Source organism: Paenibacillus lactis, assembly GCF_017873605.1.
GTDB classification, from domain to species: Bacteria; Bacillota; Bacilli; order Paenibacillales; family Paenibacillaceae; genus Paenibacillus_AQ; species Paenibacillus_AQ lactis.
In genome coordinates, this window is sequence record NZ_JAGGKI010000003.1 from 263231 (window position 1) to 278870 (window position 15640).

Below are 15640 nucleotides of genomic sequence, written 5' to 3' on the forward strand. Positions count from 1 at the left end.
GATTTCATGTATAAAGATACCGAATTAACCAGCATTGCCGAATCCTTAAGATATCCTGATATACGCAAAGAAACCGCCGAATAATTCGGCGGTCTTCATACATGTAGTATTAAGCGTTCACTTTTTCTTTAGCAACGGTTGCCAAAGAGTTGAATGCGTTCAGATCGTTCACAGCCAAATCAGCCAGCATTTTGCGGTTGATATCCACGCCAGCAAGCTTCAGGCCATGCATCATTTTGCTGTAGGACAGACCGTTTTGGCGAGCAGCCGCGTTAATACGAACGATCCACAATTTACGGAAATTGCGCTTCGTTTGACGGCGATCCCGGTATGCATAAACGAGGGATTTCATAACCTGCTCGTTTGCAGTTTTAAAAATACGGTGTTTGGAACCAAAATAACCTTTAGCAAGCTTCAATACTTTTTTATGTCGACGACGAACGACAAATCCGCCTTTAACTCGTGCCATATCAAAAGACCTCCCAATAAATGTTGTTTACTATTTCAAGTTAGCCAGACCTTGCTTCAAACGTTTAACATCTCCAGGCGCCATTACTGGGCTATTGGACAATACGCGCTTCGCACGCTTGGATTTGTGGGACAGCAAGTGGTTTTTGTAAGCTTTGTAACGTTTAACTTTACCCGTACCAGTAATCTTGAAGCGGCCTTTCAGGCTGCTGTGTGTTTTCATTTTAGGCATTGTTGTACTTCCTCCTCTAATTTCTCTTAGGCTTTAGGAGCCAAAATCATAATCATGCTGCGGCCTTCCAGCTTCGGCTGACGTTCGACGACGCAGAGGTCCGCCACTTCCGTCTTCACGCGCTCCAGAATCTTCTGGCCGATGTTCGCATGGGTGATTTCACGACCGCGGAAACGCACGGAGCATTTCACTTTATCGCCGTCCTTCAAAAACTTAACGACATTGCGGAGCTTGGTCTGGAAATCATGCTCCTCAATGTTGGCCCGGAACCATACTTCCTTGATATCCACGATCTTCTGGTTCTTGCGCGCTTCCTTCTCTTTCTTCTGCTGCTCATAGCGGAATTTACCGTAGTCCATGATGCGGCATACCGGCGGTTTCGCCTGAGGGGCCACGTTCACCAGATCCAGATTGAGATCAATTGCCATCTGCAGTGCTTCACGAATCGGCTTGATCCCGATCTGTTCACCCTCCGGGCCGACCAAACGTACTTCCTTGGCCCGAATCTCGTCATTGATCATATGTTCCTTACTGATAGTCCTCCACCTCCAGATAACTTGTGATTCCTGCTTGCAAAAAAATAAAGGGATGACGGTTCAACCACCGACATCCCTATTTGATAACTCATTCAAAAATGAAACTTAATCCATTCATTGATTTCGTGATCAAACCAGCCAACCTATGTCGGTCAGGTGAGAAGCGGTGCTTCTACTTGCAATCAGAATATTCTGTTACAAAGACTAGAACAGTATAACAAGTACACTGGACTATGTCAACACTGCTCGCAAAATTTAATTAACCTTGCTTGCTCTGTACTTCCTCAAGCCGAACGACACGTGTATGCTCGGTATGACTCCATGTTTTGTTGTTCTGCGTGAAGAAGGCATAGACGGTAATCGGATACCAAGACAGCAGATAGATCGGGAACAGGACGAGGTACAGGTATACCTTCTTGAACTTCACCTTCTCCAGGATCATTGCGATCATGAAGGTGAACACGTTCGCCGCAATCGCCGTAAAGCTCAGCCAGATCGGCAAATGCCCGTACAGGTTCGCGATATTCGGACCGTCAAAGAACGAATTATCGACCCAAATGATGGCGGTCAGCACGAACGTCAGCAGGACGATATACACGTTGACCCCATACAGCGCCAAGTCGAGCTTCACGAGGCTGCGCTCCTTAATGGCACGCCACAGCAGCGGGAAGAAATAACGACGGGCAACCGTAAAGTGACCCTGCATCCAGCGCAGACGCTGCCTGGCCGAAGCCTTGAACGTCAGCGGCTTTTCGTCGAACACTTTGGCGTCATAGTTGAACTTCGGATATACGCCGCGCATCACGCTGCGCATCGTAAACTCCAAGTCCTCCACCAAGCTCGTAGCTCCCCAGCCCATCTCCTTCAGGAGATTGGTCTCGAAGCACATGCCGGTGCCGCCAAGGAAATTGGCCATATTCAAATTGTGGCGGGACAGCTGCCACAGACGGTTGATATACCAGTAGGATACGCCGTAAGCGGCCGTGATCCAGGAATCCTCAGGGTTCTTGGTGTCGATATATCCCTGGATGACCTTCGCTCCCGAGCAAAGGTCGTTATTCATTTCAATCAGGAAATTCGGATCCGCCAGATTGTCGGCGTCAAACATGACGACCGCATCGTACTGACGAGGCATCGCCCAGAGCTCTTTGAGCATCCACTCGATGGCATACCCTTTCCCGCGAAGATTTTGATTCGTGCGCACGCACGCATTCATCCCATGCGAACGGACGATGTCGGCTGTGCGGTCTGTACAGTTGTCGCAGATGACGAATACATCGTACAGTTCCTTCGGATAATTGAGCTGCTTCAGGTTCTCCATAAGAGCCCCGACAACCTGCTCTTCGTTGTGTGCAGCCACAAGGACTGCAAAGGATTTATTCGGTGCAAAGTGCTTTTTCTTCTTTCTCTTGATCAGACCAAACAAAGAGAATACGAACTGGTACACACCCACCGCGGCCAAAAATAATTGGAGCGCGATAAAGATGGCGTCTGTCATGATTCTCCGTTACCCCCTTTTTTATAACCCGAGAATGTGTTGTGTTTTTTTCTCTCTACATGTTTTTTCTTGCTCTTATGACCCTGTTGACTTTTGTCTTGTGTCTTTTCTAGATCTTAGCCTCGGTGCCGCGGGGCTGCTTTTCGCACGTCATACACGATTTTCCACACTTTCGTATCTTTTGTCAAAAGCGTGGAATGCTCTAATTTACCGAAAAACTTCGTAAAAGAGCTCAGCTTGCGGTCCAGCGTGGCAGCAAACTTCGTTTCAAACGGCTTTAGTTCTTATTTTCATCTGTTTTCTTGCTTTTTATTTCTTTTGGCCGCCTAATTTTTTTACCGCAAACTTGTCCGCCAATGAATAAACGTAACAGACAACCAAAAAGTTTTGATTCATCACGCTCTTTTCTTTAAATAAACTTTTTGCTGTCCGTTTGAATCATTGTAGCGGCTCCTTTTACCGAAGTCAAAAGTCCGCAGACCCTTCTTTTCTACAAAATCCGCATCGCCGTCAAGTGGCTTAAGTAGCAAGCAGGATGCGGCAGCGCATGGCAGCATTGATTTCTTGATCCGGGACCATAGTCCCTCCTCATAGCAGCCGGAAATAGTTGCATTCTCTTCCTAAAGCCGATATGTTAAAGTTAAAGAATAACGCTGCAGAACGGGTGAAAAGTAGTGGCTAAAAAAAGAGTCTTGCTGTTATCTGAAGGGTTTGGTGCCGGTCATACGCAGGCCGCCCACGCACTCTCCAGCAGCCTGCGCCAATTGTCCCCTAGCGTACAAACGAAGGTACTAGAGCTCGGAAGCTTCCTAAACCCCAAGATCGCTCCGTTGATCATTTCGGCTTACAGGAAGACGATCACGACACGCCCGAGACTCGTAGGGTACATGTACCGCCATCAGAAGTCCTTTAACCGGTTTACCGCTTTAGCGCTGCACCGGATTTTCTATACAAGCACCAAGAACGTGGTAAGGGCGCTTCGGCCCGACATCATCGTGTGCACGCACTTCATTCCAAGCGCGGTGATATCCCGTTTGAAGCGGCTGGGCACCGATGTGCCTCTGTGTACCGTTATTACCGATTACGATGCCCATGATACGTGGATCAGTCCGGAAGTCGACCGCTACTTCGTCTCGACGCCGGAAGTGAAGAGAAAGCTGCTGAACCGCGGCGTCTCCCAGGCGAAAATCCAGGTGACCGGCATTCCGATCCACCCCGACTTCTGGACGCATCCAAGCAAGGATGAAATCCGCGAGCGCTTCAATCTGTCCGATATGCCGACCGTTCTCGTTATGGGCGGCGGCTGGGGCATTATGAACGACGAGGTCGTTAACGAATATTTGACCCGGTGGAGCAGGCAAGTCCAGATTATCTTCTGCCTTGGAAACAATGACAAGGCCCGGGAGGAGATGGAAGCCAACCCGCGCTTCCAGCACCCGAATATCCGGCTGCTGGGCTTTACCCGCGAAATTGACAAGCTGATGGAAGTGTCCGATCTGCTCGTCACGAAGCCTGGCGGAATGACCTGTACGGAAGGGCTGGCCAAAGGCATTCCGATGCTGTTTCATCAGCCGCTTCCCGGACAGGAGGAAGAGAATTGCCAATATTTTACGGCTCAAGGCCTTGGGGAGCCGATTACCTCGCTTGAGGTCATCGGCAAATGGATGAACATGCTGCTCCACCAATACGACCGCATCCAGGAACAGCGGGAGCGAAATTTGAAGGACATCGAGCGGTTTCATCCCATGCAAAGCGCGAAAAGCATCATCGACATGCTTGAAAATGAAAAGGTGTACTCCTAGAAATTGGAGTACACCTTTTTTTGACAAACCGCGTTTCCATCCCATGCCGCACGAAGCTGCATAATCGACCATTTTCCCGAGGATCCGGATGTGAATCGGTGCAAGTTCGATCTTTTTCTACTATTATAATTAGTCGTGTAACCGTTATCATAGGAAGTACACGGAGCTGGCATTGCGCCTTCTACTATTTTCCGTATTTCTCCAGCCGGTTCGGTCGATAGCTTTCAAGCGCTGCTTCCCCCATAAGGACCTCGCAGCGATGAATCTTCATCCCCTGCCCGACAAACTTCGTCTCGTATTCGGTCATCACATGCTCTTCGTTCAACCCGTCGCGGTGTAAATCCAAGGAAATATTAGTCATCTGCAAACCGTAATCCGCGAAAGCATTCAACGAAAATTCGAACAGCGTGACCGAGTCCGTCTTAAAGTGAATCTGGCCTCTGTCGTTCAAAATCACCTTATATTTATCCAGGAACCGAGGATGCGTCAAACGGCGGCGCGCATGTCTCGATTTAGGCCACGGATCGCTGAAATTCAAATAAATCCGTTCGATCTCTCCCGGAGCGAAAGCCTGCTCGACGTTCTCGATATTTAACAGCGCCAGCTTCAAGTTCGGCGGGGTATCCACTCCCTCCGAAGCCCATACGCCCCGGCCCTTCTCGCTTGCACGACGGATCAGCTCGTCGTACATATCGACGCCGATAAAATTGACATTCCGGTGCTTATAGCTCATCTGACTGATGAACTGGCCTTTGCCCATGCCAAATTCGACATGGATCGGAAGATCGTTGCCGAACAGCTCGGCCCACTTTCCTCTATATTGACCGGGGTCCAAAACGACCAGGTCTTCCTGCTGCTCCAGATTTTCCCGAATACCTTTTCTCCCGCGCAAACGCATCACATACCTCCACAAGCTTGTCCAATGAATTGGGACGTCATATCCCGATACTGCATTATTGTGACGAAGTTACAGCCAAAAGTAAAGAGCCAATAGAAAAAGGAACCCTATCTTTCCCTCTCGGAAAAGAAACAGGTTCCTCTTTCTTATATTGGAATTGGGGTTCCGCGGTAGTTAAACTGTGAAATATTTACCTTTCCTGTGCTTGAAAATCAAATGTCTTCTCAAAGGCGGCCCGAATTTTACGTTGTGCCGAAGCCTTCACATCATGGTCGGCGTTAAATTCCACGCCGGTCAGAGCCAAAGCTTCATTCGGGGTAAGTTCCACAGCGATTTTATCTCTGTCAGACTTCACTGTCGATGAATTCATTCGCAATCACCTCACGGTATTATTGTATCCATGACGTCTTACAAATATGAATCCTCTCCGTATATATACCCGTACCAAAACAGCCTGAAACAGATATTTATTTTTCTAATTTAAATATACCAACTAAGGGAGGCCCATTCAAGTAACAATGAAGAATTAGGCTGTAAGACCCCCATATGACGATAAAGGCTGTTTTTTGCTACAATAGACGTAAGCCGCAAATCAAAGAAAAAGCAGCCGAAAAAGCCCGTATCCTTTTGGAGAAATCCCGGGGCCTGGCCTTAGCTGCTTACAACGTATTCAGCCCATCGATGTGCTGTAAAGGAGAAGCGATGAGTACAACAGTGATTCAGACCCCAAGATTATGGGGGGATAAACGATTTCATACATGGAATTACGAGATGCGCAGCCAATTCCAGGACAAAGTGTTCAAGGTCATGCTGGATGCCGGCTTTACTTGTCCCAACCGCGACGGAACGATTGCCAAGGGCGGCTGCACCTTCTGCAGCGCACGCGGATCCGGCGATTTTGCCGGGAGCCGTCGGGATGACCTGGTCACCCAGTTCAATACGATCCGGGACAGACAGCATCTGAAATGGCCGAACGCGAAGTACATCGGGTACTTTCAGGCCTACACCAACACCTATGCTCCGGTCGAAGTGCTTCGCGAATATTATGAAGTGATCCTTAAGCAGCCCGGCGTGGTTGGATTGTCGATCGCAACGCGCCCGGACTGCCTGCCTGACGATGTCATCGAATATTTGGCCGAGCTGAACGAACGAACTTATCTATGGGTGGAGATGGGGCTGCAGACCATTCACGACTCAACTTCCGAGCTGATCAACCGCGCCCATGACACCGAATGCTACCTCAGGGCCGTTGAGAAGCTGCGTAAGCATAACATCCGTGTGTGCACCCATATCATCTACGGTCTTCCGCAGGAGGACCATGAAATGATGCTTGCTACCGGCAAGGCGGTCTCAAAGATGGATGTCCAGGGCATCAAAATCCATCTGCTGCACCTGATGCGCAAAACCCCGATGGTGAAGCAGTATGAAGCTGGATTGCTGCGATTCCTTGAACGTGACGAGTACGTGAATTTGATCGTCGACACGCTGGAATTCCTGCCGCCTGAGATGATCATCCACCGCCTGACCGGGGACGCGCCGCGGGAGCTGCTCATCGGGCCGATGTGGAGCCTCGACAAATGGCCGGTTCTCAACGGCATCGATGCCGAGCTGAAACGCCGGGATACATGGCAGGGCAAGCTGTGGAGGGATGCGTAATGGGTTTCCTTTCCGTGTTGAGCTTTGCGCATAAGCTCGTGTCGGAGCGGCTTCGGGCGGGGGAGGCTGCGCTGGATGCCACAGCCGGTACGGGCGCCGACACCCTGTTTCTGGCACGCTGCGTCGGCTCGAAAGGCAAAGTATACGCCTTCGATATTCAAGAGGAAGCACTGGAGCTGACGCGCAGCAGGCTTGCCAAGGAGCCTCAAGCATCCATTGGAGAGGTATCACTGCGCCTTGAAAGCCATGCCCGCATGAATAGCTGCGTTCCCGAGCAGCTTCATGGCCGGATCGGAGCCGTCATGTTTAATCTAGGCTATCTCCCGGCAGACACGGCAGATAAGCAGATTATGACTGTGCCTGAAAGCACCATTGCCGCTCTTGAGTCTTCCTTGCAGCTGCTGCGGCCCGGCGGCATCATCACCATCGTGCTGTATCCCGGCCACCGGGGCGGCGACACGGAGGCCGCCGCTGTTGAGGACTGGGCCGCAAGCCTGCCATGGAGCACGGCTCAGACGATCGTGTACCGGGGACTGCAGCGGCCGGATGCGCCATATCTTATTGCGCTGGAACGAAAAAAGCCGTTATGATAAGAGTTCAATGAGGCACAACCATTTTATCAACCATCAATACCATCATGATGAAAGGCAGTTGATTAACAATGACGAAACCTTATCCACTATTGTTTCAACCCGAATTTAAAGAGCGTGTATGGGGCGGCCGCGCGCTGGAGCAGTTCGGCCTGGAGCTTCCCGAAGGGCATATCGGCGAAGGCTGGATGATCGCGGACCATCCGAACGGCACGACTACGATCGTAAACGGTGAGCTGGCTGGCCGCGGCCTCGACCAGATCCGCGAACAGCTCGGACGCGAATGGTTCGGCGCGAAAGGCTTTTCCGAAGTGAACGGACGTTTCCCGCTCTTGATCAAGCTCCTTGACTGCAACGACAATCTGTCCGTACAGGTACATCCGACCGATGATTACGAAGGTCTTCCGAAGGGAGAACTCGGCAAGACGGAAATGTGGTATGTGCTTGATGCAAAGCCGGACGCCAAGATCATTTACGGTCTGAAGGAAGGCGTTACCCGCGACGTTCTGAAGGAAGCGATGGAAAACGGCACCGTCATGGAGCAGCTTCAAGAGGTGCCCGTGAAAGCCGGCGATACGTTCTACATACCGGCAGGCACCGTTCATGCCCTGTGCGCAGGGGTTGTGGTCGCGGAGATCCAACAAAATTCGGATACCACCTATCGGATTTACGACTACAACCGTCCAGGGCTCGACGGCAAGCCGCGCGAGCTTCACATTGAGGATTCCCTCAATGTCACAGCCTATGAAGGATCAGGGGCCACGAAAATGAGCACGGAAGGCGCTGTTCCGGGGGAATGGCTCCAGCTCGCGCAATCGCCATACTTCATCGTGGAGAAAGGCGTCGTTAACGGAGCATGGGAGCTCTCGACATCCGAGGACAGCTTTACCATTATCGTCGTCTGTGACGGAAAGGGAATCCTGCGTTGGGACGGGGGCTCGATCGACTATACGTCCGGCCAATGCTTCCTGCTCCCTGCTAACCTGGGGACTTACACCCTGGACGGGGAATCCACGGTTCTTCGTTCCTATCTTCCTTAAGCAGCACGGCTCCATTCATCAAAGACATACGAGGCAATGGAAGGTAAATTATTGTCTGTATGGAGGTGCAAGTCCTAGATGCAAAGCGAATCGTTTACCATGTTGAATGCTGAAGCCATGCCGATCCATGTATATAAATGGCTTCCGGACAGCGAGACCCGGATTCGGGCAGTCGTCCAGATCGCCCACGGCATGTGTGAAACCGGCAAGCGCTATGAGGAGCTCGCTGCCTTGCTTACCGGCCACGGATTTGCGGTATACGCGAACGACCACCGGGGGCACGGGCTGACGGCCGGGAACCTCGAGCATCTCGGCGACGCCGGAGAGAATGGGTTCGAAGGCATGATTGAGGATCAGCTGCTGCTCGCTTCCGAGCTTCGGAAGGAATACCCGGGCCTGCCTCTGTTCTTAATGGGGCACAGCATGGGCTCCTTCCTCACCCAGAAAATCATGTGCATTCACGGCGATCGTTTCGACGGCTTCATCCTCTCCGGCACGAACGGGCCCCAGAAGATGCTGCGGCTCGGGATTCAGCTTGCATCGGCGCAGATGCGCCTTCAGGGCAGCACCCACCGCAGCTTAATGCTGAATGCCATCGTGTTCGGGCCCTACAACAAGGGCTTTGGCGTTATCCGCACCCCATTTGACTGGCTGTCCCGGGACGAGACCGAGGTCGACAAATACATTGACGACCCCTATTGCGGGCAAGTATGCAGCGCCCGTTTCTTCCGGGATTTCTTCCGGCTGCTGCTGCAGCTCCACAAGCCACAGCTGATGAAAGGGCTCCGCAAGGATAAGCCGGTCTATGTCTTCTCCGGCGAGGAGGACCCGGTCGGTCAGCGCGGCAAGGGCGTCCGGCAGCTTATCGAGCTGTATCGGGAATACGGCATTGCGGACCTGGAATACCGGCTGTATCCCGGCGGCCGTCACGAAATGCTGCATGAGATCAACCGGGATGAAGTCGCCGCGAATCTGCTGGACTGGTTGGAGCGGCATACGCCTGCAGACACCCTTGGGGATGCTGCAAGTATCGAAGACGCCAATGTGAGGGACGCGAGTGATGCGAGTGCTGAAGACGCGAATGCATCAGACACGAGTGCTGAAGACACGCGTACCGAAAACGTGAGCCCCAAAGACGCGCGCAGCGAAAACGCGCTTGCGAAAGACGCGAGTGCCGAAGACAAGAGTTCAGCAGACGCGCCCCCCAAAGACGCTTGATTGAACTCGGCAGTGGAATCGATGGTCGTCATGGGTAGTTGAAAGCGAATGTAAAAAAGGGATGCCTATTGGTCCATGGACCAGGGGCATCCCTTTTGCTATAACGCGAAGTGCAACTTGAGCGTCTATCCAGTAACCTCGCAAATGCAATTTAGACTATATTTACTCGTCATCCGGAGTTCGGTCAATGACGAACTGGGTGACTTCCGTATAATCGCCCCGTTGGATCTCCTCGTCGGTGGCCTCCTCGCGCAAATCATCATTCGTTTCCATGCCTGGGGCGATGGTCGGCTCCTCTTGGGTGCTTTGATCAGGACGGCGCTCTTGCTTTTCGTTCATCCCGAGTCCCCCTCCTTTTTCATCGTATTATGCCACTAGCGTACCGATTATCGGATCGAATTATACTGTAGCAGCATCAACTCTCTAGAAAGGGGCACACCGTTAACCTGTTTGAGGAGTGACAGTTACCTATTAATGAGAATTTACAGTCACTGATCGTTACCTAGTCTATGAGGAGATACAGTTACCTGAAAACTATTTGATTTTAACCACTTGAGGTTTCTGCAGGTTACCTTGGAGCTCATATAAGACCCTAATGGGGACTCGTTCGCCGCTTTTCTCCACACACGTCCCGAACAGGGACTTGTTCGCGCTCCAGGCGCCTTATTCTCTTTTCCCGGAGCTCCTTTAACCAAGGAGCTCCCCGCCTGCAGCCGCCCCCGCCAGCGGCATCGTGAAATACCGCGGCTGGCCGCGATCATCCTGCTGGTACAGCACGAGCAGCAGCGTGGCTGCACGCCCTTGCTCCCGGTCGAGCGGGATACCGGTCCCGCCGCCGCGGATAACATCCTGTAGGTCGAAGGGCAGCAGCTCGATCATTGCATGCTTCTGCAGCTCTCTCTCCGTAATGCCAAGCTCGGCGAAGCCGTCAGACAGCTCGGTTGGCTGCTCCAGGATCCGCCGTACGTTGGCCGACCACTCCGCTTTATTTTGCGTGTGCTCCCACCATATTTTACGCGGCTTATACTTATGGCCCAGGAAATAATCGAATTTCATCAGCCCGGTAATGATGTCCATGTTCGGCGTTTGGCGATCTTCCAAAAAAGCCGTCAAGCGGGTGAACAGGTCCTCGAGCTGATGGCCGATTTTTTGCCAGCCCTGGCCCTCCCAATAATCTCCAAACTCCTGGAAGAAATCGAATGGAGAAGCAAATTCGTGCCGGATTAAGTAGTTGACCGTGTGGTCCATCCGGTGCGCGTTCCAATACTTCTCCAGCACATCCTCCAGCCGCTTTAATCGTACGATATCCGAGAAGGGCAGCACATCGCTGCTCAAAATTTCGTATGGCGCATGATCCATGTACGTATAGTTATATTTCTCGGCATCAATGCGGAGCCCCGTTCCTCGAAGCATCTTCAAAAAGCCCAGCTGCAGCTCCTCTGGCCCCAAGGCGAACACATCATTAAAGGTTTTACGGAAGGTATCATAGTCCTCCAGCGGCAGGCCTGCAATCAGATCCAGATGCTGGTCAATCTTGCCGCTTTCCTTGATCATCGTTACCGTCCGGGACAGCTTCGCAAAGTTCTGCCGCCGCTTCACCAGCTCGTTCGTCGGATCGTTCGTGGATTGAACGCCGATCTCGAAGCGGAATATGCCTGGCGGCGCATTCTTCGACAAGTAGTCGAGCACCTCCGGCCTCATAATATCGGCCGTAATCTCGAACTGGAACACGCAGCCGCCGTGGTTCTTGATGAGGAACTCGAACATTTCCAGCGCATAATCCCGTTTAATGTTAAAGGTCCGGTCCACGAACTTGATGAGCTTCGCGCCATTCTCGATCAGATACAAAATGTCGGCCTTCGTCCGCTCAATATCATAATAACGCACGCCGACCTCGATGCTCGAAAGACAGAACTGGCAGCTGAAAGGACAACCCCGGCTCGTCTCAAAATACACCACCCGTTTGCCGAGATGCGGAATGTCCTCCGGAAAGCGGTGCGGCGAGGGCAGCTCGGCCAGTATGCTTTTCGGCCTGCCGGGATTGATGATGACCTCATCCTGCTTGCGATAAGCGATGCCGTACACAAAATGGAATTTGCGGTCCCCTTCGATCGTCTGAAGCAAATGGTGGAACGTCTCCTCCCCTTCGCCCATGACGATAAAATCGACGTTAACGAGCCGCTTCATCCAATAATCCGTATCGTAGGAAACTTCCGGTCCGCCGAGAACGATCGTAACCTCGGGCATAATCTTCTTGACGATATCAATCACTTTAATGGTCTCTTCGATGTTCCAAATATAACAGGAAAATCCGATCACATCCGGTTGGCGCTGAAACAGGTCGGAGACGATGTTCATAACCGGGTCCTTAATGGTGTATTCCGCCAGTTCGATATCAAAATCCTTCTCGCTGTAAGCCTTCAAGCAGCGTATGGCAAGAGATGTGTGTATATATTTTGCGTTCAAGGTAGATAAAATGACTTTCATGATTCACGATCCTTCTCTTCAAATTCCGTACAGGCAGCGAGCGATCCGCAGGTCTAACGCCTCTTCATCGCAGGGATTGCGACTGCCTCTCACTCATAATCATACAAGTCATCACTTTCCGCCGTAACCCCCGGGCCATTTTGAAAAAACTCCAGAAACGGCCGACCGTACTTGCGGAATTTCACTTCCCCTACACCTTTGACCTGCAGCATTTCGTCCTCGGTCTGCGGGCAGACCACGCTCATTTCGCGCAGCGTTGCATCATTGAAAATGATGTAGGAAGGTACATGCTCCTTGCTCGCCAACTCCCGCCGGATGAGGCGAAGCTGCTCGAACACCGTCTCGTTGACCGCCGATGGCGATGAATCGCGGCGGCTGGCGCTGCGCGTGCTGCCGGCGGTGCGTGCAGGTCTCGGCACGCGCTGCATGACCTCGCGCTGGCCCTTGAGCACTTCAGCAGCCCCGCTCTGCAGCTTCACGACCGGATATTGTCCCTCTGTCAGCGCCAAATAGCCCTCCGAGATGAGCACATTGATCGTCTCGGATATTTCCTTCTCGGTTCGATTCGACATGACGCCATAGGTGGGCAGGCGGTCAAAGCCGTATTCCAGAACCTTTTTGGCACGTGAGCCCTTTAAAACCGCTGCCACCATAGACACGCCAAACCGCTCGCGCATCCGATGAATGCAGGAGAAGATCTTCTGCGCATCCACGGTAATATCGATCAGCTCCCGATCGTCCGTGCAGGAGCTGCATGTGCCGCACGGCTTATCGTCGTGCTCCTCCCCAAAATAATCCAGCATGGCACTGCGCAGGCAGCGCGTTGTATAGCAGTAATCGATCATTTGCTGTAACTTGCGGTATTCATTATGCTTGCGCTCCGAATCCTGCGGGTTCTGTTCGATCAGAAACTTCTGGGTCATGATGTCCTGCGCGCTGAACAGCAGGATGCACTGGCTCGGCTCGCCGTCCCTTCCCGCACGGCCCGCCTCCTGCACGTAGGACTCCATATTTTTCGGCATATTGTAATGGATAACGTAACGCACATTCGATTTGTCGATCCCCATGCCGAACGCATTCGTGGCGACGATCACCCGAATATCGTCATACAGGAACGCTTCCTGGCTCTCGGCCCGCTCGGCATCGCTCATCCCGGCATGGTACCGGCCTGCGAGCAATCCATGGGCCTGCAGCCGTTGACACAGATCATCGACCTCTTTGCGGGTGGCCGCGTAGATGATGCCCGGCTGGTGGGTGTGCGAAGCCGCGTAATTCAGTACGAACTCCCGCTTATTCTCCCCGCGCAGCACCGACATTTCAAGATTGTCGCGGCCAAGCCCTGTAACGAATACCTGCGGGTCATCTAGGCGGAGAAGACGCTGCATATCCTCCATGACCTCCGGTGTGGCCGTTGCCGTGAATGCCGCAACAATCGGCCTTCCGGGCAGCTCCGCGACAAATGGCGCAACTGAAAGATAGCTTGTCCGGAAGTCATGCCCCCACTGAGACACACAGTGCGCCTCGTCTACGGCGACGATGGAGATATCCAGGCTGGCCATTTCCTCCCGGAACCAGTCCAGCTCAAGCCGTTCCGGCGCGACGTACAGCAGCTTCAAATCCCCCCGCTTGGCCGCGCGAATGCGCTCGTTCACTTCTTTGCCGCTCAGCGTACTGTTGATGTAAGCGGCGTTGATGCCCGCCGTCGTCAATGCATCCACCTGGTCCTTCATCAAGGATATCAGAGGCGAGATGACAAGCGTCAGCCCCGGATGCATCAGGGCAGGAATTTGGTAGCAGATGGATTTTCCGCCGCCGGTCGGCATAATGCCGAGCGTATCCCTTCCGTGCAGCAGGCTGTCCACGATCTTCTTCTGCCCTTCCCGAAAATCCGGATAACCATAATACCGCTGTAGGTACTCCCGAGCGGCGTCCATATTCATGGATTCTCTATCATTCGTTTCCACATTCATGGATAAAAACTCCTTATATCACTACTTTGCAACTAATTTATTCGTCCTGTCGCCCGATCGAGCTGGATCGATTGCCATCTTTGGCATGCCCCGGACCACGAACCGTTCCCACAGGGAAGAGATCGCACCGTGTAAGCTGAAGCCGCATGATCGCGTCCTTCTTACCGGGCAGGGGTTCGAGCGGCTGCCGACCGTTAACAAACATACCATCCTTTAAGTTTAACGGTGTTTCAATGAATGGGCAACCGGATCAGGCAGGAAAAAGCATGGGGGTTAAAGAAGATAGTAGATCATCAGAAAACTAGGCATCGGTCTGTCATGACGGGTCTCGCAAATCTTATCATCAAAAGTTGGTGATTCTACAAAATGAACGAAGAGCATGGCGAAATCATTGCCCAAGCCATCCAATATATGAAGGAGCATCTGGACGAGCCTTTAACTACCCGGCAGCTGGCGGATCAGGCGGGGTATAGTCCGTTTCATTTTTCAAGAATATTCAAAAAAGCCACGGGCATATCGGTAAGGCAATATCTATCCGCCCTCCGGGTTGAATCCGGCAAATCGGAGCTGCTGAAAGCCCCCTCCCTGCTGGTCAAGATCGGGATGCATGTCGGACTTACAAGCCCGGGCACCTTCAATACGCGTTTCAAGCAATTTGTCGGTCTCTCTCCGAGCAAATTCCGTTCCGTCTCCGAGTCCCTTCATCAATATGTCAATCAATATAGACATAAGCCGCTCAGCTTCAAAGACGAAAAATCGGGGAGACTGCCGCGGGTTCATTGCCGGATCGAGGCCCCTTCTGCTTTTCACGGCATCATCTACGTGGGGCTCTTCCCAAGACCTGTACCTGATCAGAAACCCGCCGCCGGCACCGCCGTTAACCTGAAGCGGAGAACCTGCGTCATTACCGGGATTCCTCCAGGCACATATTACGTACTGGCAGCCGGTATTCCGTGGAGCCTGAATCCGAAGGACTACTATTTGCTGAACCATTCGCTGCGAGGCAAGCTGGACACGCCTGTTCATATCAATGAAACGACGGATATTAGCGTGGCCATCACGCTTAGGGAGCCCCAGCCGTATGATCCGCCCATCGTCGTGAATTTGCCGCTGCTGCTGTTCGAAAAGGACCGGAGCAACTCAGCAAAGTAGAAGAATTCCCCTCCGATTTTCCCCGTTATAATGGGACGAAGAGGAATGTATTAGGATAAATCCGTTGTCAGGGTTACCGGTTGAATGGAGGAG

The 15640-nt window shown here is 52.3% G+C and carries 15 protein-coding genes and 1 pseudogene; 6 read left to right on the forward strand and 10 right to left on the reverse strand.

Annotated elements, in window-relative coordinates; genetic code table 11:
• Positions 1 to 109: 109 nt before the first annotated feature.
• The 4 genes from rplT to J2Z18_RS06845 all read right to left on the reverse strand — a co-directional run bounded on the left by rplT (position 110) and on the right by J2Z18_RS06845 (position 2734).
• Positions 110 to 469: a 50S ribosomal protein L20 gene (gene rplT / locus J2Z18_RS06830; RefSeq protein WP_007127240.1), complete on the reverse strand. Its 360-nt coding sequence runs from the start codon at positions 467 to 469 to the stop codon at positions 110 to 112.
• A 30-nt stretch (positions 470 to 499) separates the two neighbouring features.
• Complete coding sequence (gene rpmI / locus J2Z18_RS06835; protein ID WP_007127239.1) at positions 500 to 700, reverse strand: 50S ribosomal protein L35; 201 nt, start codon at positions 698 to 700, stop codon at positions 500 to 502.
• A gap of 26 nt (positions 701 to 726) precedes the next feature.
• A complete protein-coding gene (gene infC, locus J2Z18_RS06840) occupies positions 727 to 1221 on the reverse strand; it encodes a translation initiation factor IF-3 (RefSeq protein WP_007127238.1) in 495 nt (164 codons plus the stop codon).
• A 274-nt stretch (positions 1222 to 1495) separates the two neighbouring features.
• Positions 1496 to 2734 carry a glycosyltransferase family 2 protein gene (locus J2Z18_RS06845; RefSeq protein ID WP_007127237.1) on the reverse strand — a complete coding sequence of 413 codons (1239 nt, stop codon included), beginning with the start codon at positions 2732 to 2734 and terminating at the stop codon, positions 1496 to 1498.
• A 674-nt stretch (positions 2735 to 3408) separates the two neighbouring features.
• Here J2Z18_RS06845 and J2Z18_RS06850 point away from each other — a divergent pair.
• On the forward strand, positions 3409 to 4536 hold the full coding sequence (locus tag J2Z18_RS06850) for an MGDG synthase family glycosyltransferase (protein WP_210094431.1): 1128 nt from the start codon (positions 3409 to 3411) through the stop codon (positions 4534 to 4536).
• A gap of 184 nt (positions 4537 to 4720) precedes the next feature.
• Here J2Z18_RS06850 and trmB read toward each other — a convergent pair whose 3' ends face one another.
• Together trmB and J2Z18_RS06860 are read right to left on the reverse strand one after the other, a co-directional pair.
• On the reverse strand, positions 4721 to 5434 hold the full coding sequence (gene trmB, locus J2Z18_RS06855; RefSeq protein WP_210094432.1) for a tRNA (guanosine(46)-N7)-methyltransferase TrmB: 714 nt from the start codon (positions 5432 to 5434) through the stop codon (positions 4721 to 4723).
• A 190-nt stretch (positions 5435 to 5624) separates the two neighbouring features.
• A complete protein-coding gene (locus J2Z18_RS06860) occupies positions 5625 to 5804 on the reverse strand; it encodes a hypothetical protein (RefSeq protein ID WP_007127234.1) in 180 nt (59 codons plus the stop codon).
• Positions 5805 to 6136: 332 nt separating this feature from the next.
• Here J2Z18_RS06860 and mnmL point away from each other — a divergent pair, with 332 nt between their 5' ends.
• From mnmL to J2Z18_RS06880, 4 genes and pseudogenes are all read left to right on the forward strand, one after another.
• Positions 6137 to 7090 carry a tRNA modification radical SAM protein MnmL/YtqA gene (gene mnmL, locus J2Z18_RS06865; RefSeq protein ID WP_144867422.1) on the forward strand — a complete coding sequence of 318 codons (954 nt, stop codon included), beginning with the start codon at positions 6137 to 6139 and terminating at the stop codon, positions 7088 to 7090.
• A complete protein-coding gene (gene mnmM / locus J2Z18_RS06870) occupies positions 7090 to 7680 on the forward strand; it encodes a tRNA 5-(aminomethyl)-2-thiouridylate-methyltransferase MnmM (RefSeq protein ID WP_210094433.1) in 591 nt (196 codons plus the stop codon). Before mnmL ends, mnmM begins: the two co-directional genes overlap by 1 nt.
• Before the next feature lie 71 nt (positions 7681 to 7751).
• Positions 7752 to 8720: a type I phosphomannose isomerase catalytic subunit gene (locus J2Z18_RS06875; RefSeq protein WP_210094434.1), complete on the forward strand. Its 969-nt coding sequence runs from the start codon at positions 7752 to 7754 to the stop codon at positions 8718 to 8720.
• A 78-nt stretch (positions 8721 to 8798) separates the two neighbouring features.
• Positions 8799 to 9719, forward strand: a pseudogene (locus tag J2Z18_RS06880) (alpha/beta hydrolase); the annotation flags it as partial.
• Here the strand turns inward: J2Z18_RS06880 and J2Z18_RS31000 are convergent.
• The 4 genes from J2Z18_RS31000 to recQ all read right to left on the reverse strand — a co-directional run bounded on the left by J2Z18_RS31000 (position 9667) and on the right by recQ (position 14395).
• Complete coding sequence (locus tag J2Z18_RS31000; protein WP_210094579.1) at positions 9667 to 9957, reverse strand: pentapeptide repeat-containing protein; 291 nt, start codon at positions 9955 to 9957, stop codon at positions 9667 to 9669. The pseudogene J2Z18_RS06880 and the gene J2Z18_RS31000 sit on opposite strands and share 53 nt — an antisense overlap.
• A 143-nt stretch (positions 9958 to 10100) precedes the next feature.
• The gene (locus tag J2Z18_RS06890) at positions 10101 to 10277 is read right to left on the reverse strand and encodes a hypothetical protein (RefSeq protein WP_210094435.1); all 177 of its coding nucleotides are present in this window, start codon (positions 10275 to 10277) and stop codon (positions 10101 to 10103) included.
• Positions 10278 to 10625: 348 nt separating this feature from the next.
• Entirely contained in the window at positions 10626 to 12425 is a 1800-nt protein-coding gene (locus tag J2Z18_RS06895) for a B12-binding domain-containing radical SAM protein (RefSeq protein WP_210094436.1), read from the reverse strand.
• A gap of 89 nt (positions 12426 to 12514) precedes the next feature.
• Positions 12515 to 14395, reverse strand: a complete 1881-nt coding sequence (gene recQ, locus J2Z18_RS06900) for a DNA helicase RecQ (RefSeq protein ID WP_210094437.1) — start codon at positions 14393 to 14395, stop codon at positions 12515 to 12517.
• A 366-nt stretch (positions 14396 to 14761) separates the two neighbouring features.
• Between recQ and J2Z18_RS06905 the strand changes: the two genes are divergently transcribed.
• Entirely contained in the window at positions 14762 to 15547 is a 786-nt protein-coding gene (locus J2Z18_RS06905) for an AraC family transcriptional regulator (RefSeq protein WP_210094438.1), read from the forward strand.
• The last annotated feature ends 93 nt before the right edge of the window (positions 15548 to 15640 follow it).

Bases quoted from the DNA above. Each gene is read 5' to 3' on its own strand.
- rpmI (WP_007127239.1), bottom strand. From the start codon at position 700: ATGCCTAAAATGAAAACACACAGCAGCCTGAAAGGCCGCTTCAAGATT.
- J2Z18_RS06890 (WP_210094435.1), bottom strand. From the start codon at position 10,277: ATGAACGAAAAGCAAGAGCGCCGTCCTGATCAAAGCACCCAAGAGGAG.
- J2Z18_RS06845 (WP_007127237.1), bottom strand. From the start codon at position 2,734: ATGACAGACGCCATCTTTATCGCGCTCCAATTATTTTTGGCCGCGGTG.
- rplT (WP_007127240.1), bottom strand. From the start codon at position 469: ATGGCACGAGTTAAAGGCGGATTTGTCGTTCGTCGTCGACATAAAAAA.
- J2Z18_RS06860 (WP_007127234.1), bottom strand. From the start codon at position 5,804: ATGAATTCATCGACAGTGAAGTCTGACAGAGATAAAATCGCTGTGGAA.
- mnmM (WP_210094433.1), top strand. From the start codon at position 7,090: ATGGGTTTCCTTTCCGTGTTGAGCTTTGCGCATAAGCTCGTGTCGGAG.
- J2Z18_RS06895 (WP_210094436.1), bottom strand. From the start codon at position 12,425: ATGAAAGTCATTTTATCTACCTTGAACGCAAAATATATACACACATCT.
- recQ (WP_210094437.1), bottom strand. From the start codon at position 14,395: ATGAATGTGGAAACGAATGATAGAGAATCCATGAATATGGACGCCGCT.
- infC (WP_007127238.1), bottom strand. From the start codon at position 1,221: ATGATCAATGACGAGATTCGGGCCAAGGAAGTACGTTTGGTCGGCCCG.
- J2Z18_RS06905 (WP_210094438.1), top strand. From the start codon at position 14,762: ATGAACGAAGAGCATGGCGAAATCATTGCCCAAGCCATCCAATATATG.
- trmB (WP_210094432.1), bottom strand. From the start codon at position 5,434: ATGCGTTTGCGCGGGAGAAAAGGTATTCGGGAAAATCTGGAGCAGCAG.
- J2Z18_RS06875 (WP_210094434.1), top strand. From the start codon at position 7,752: ATGACGAAACCTTATCCACTATTGTTTCAACCCGAATTTAAAGAGCGT.
- mnmL (WP_144867422.1), top strand. From the start codon at position 6,137: ATGAGTACAACAGTGATTCAGACCCCAAGATTATGGGGGGATAAACGA.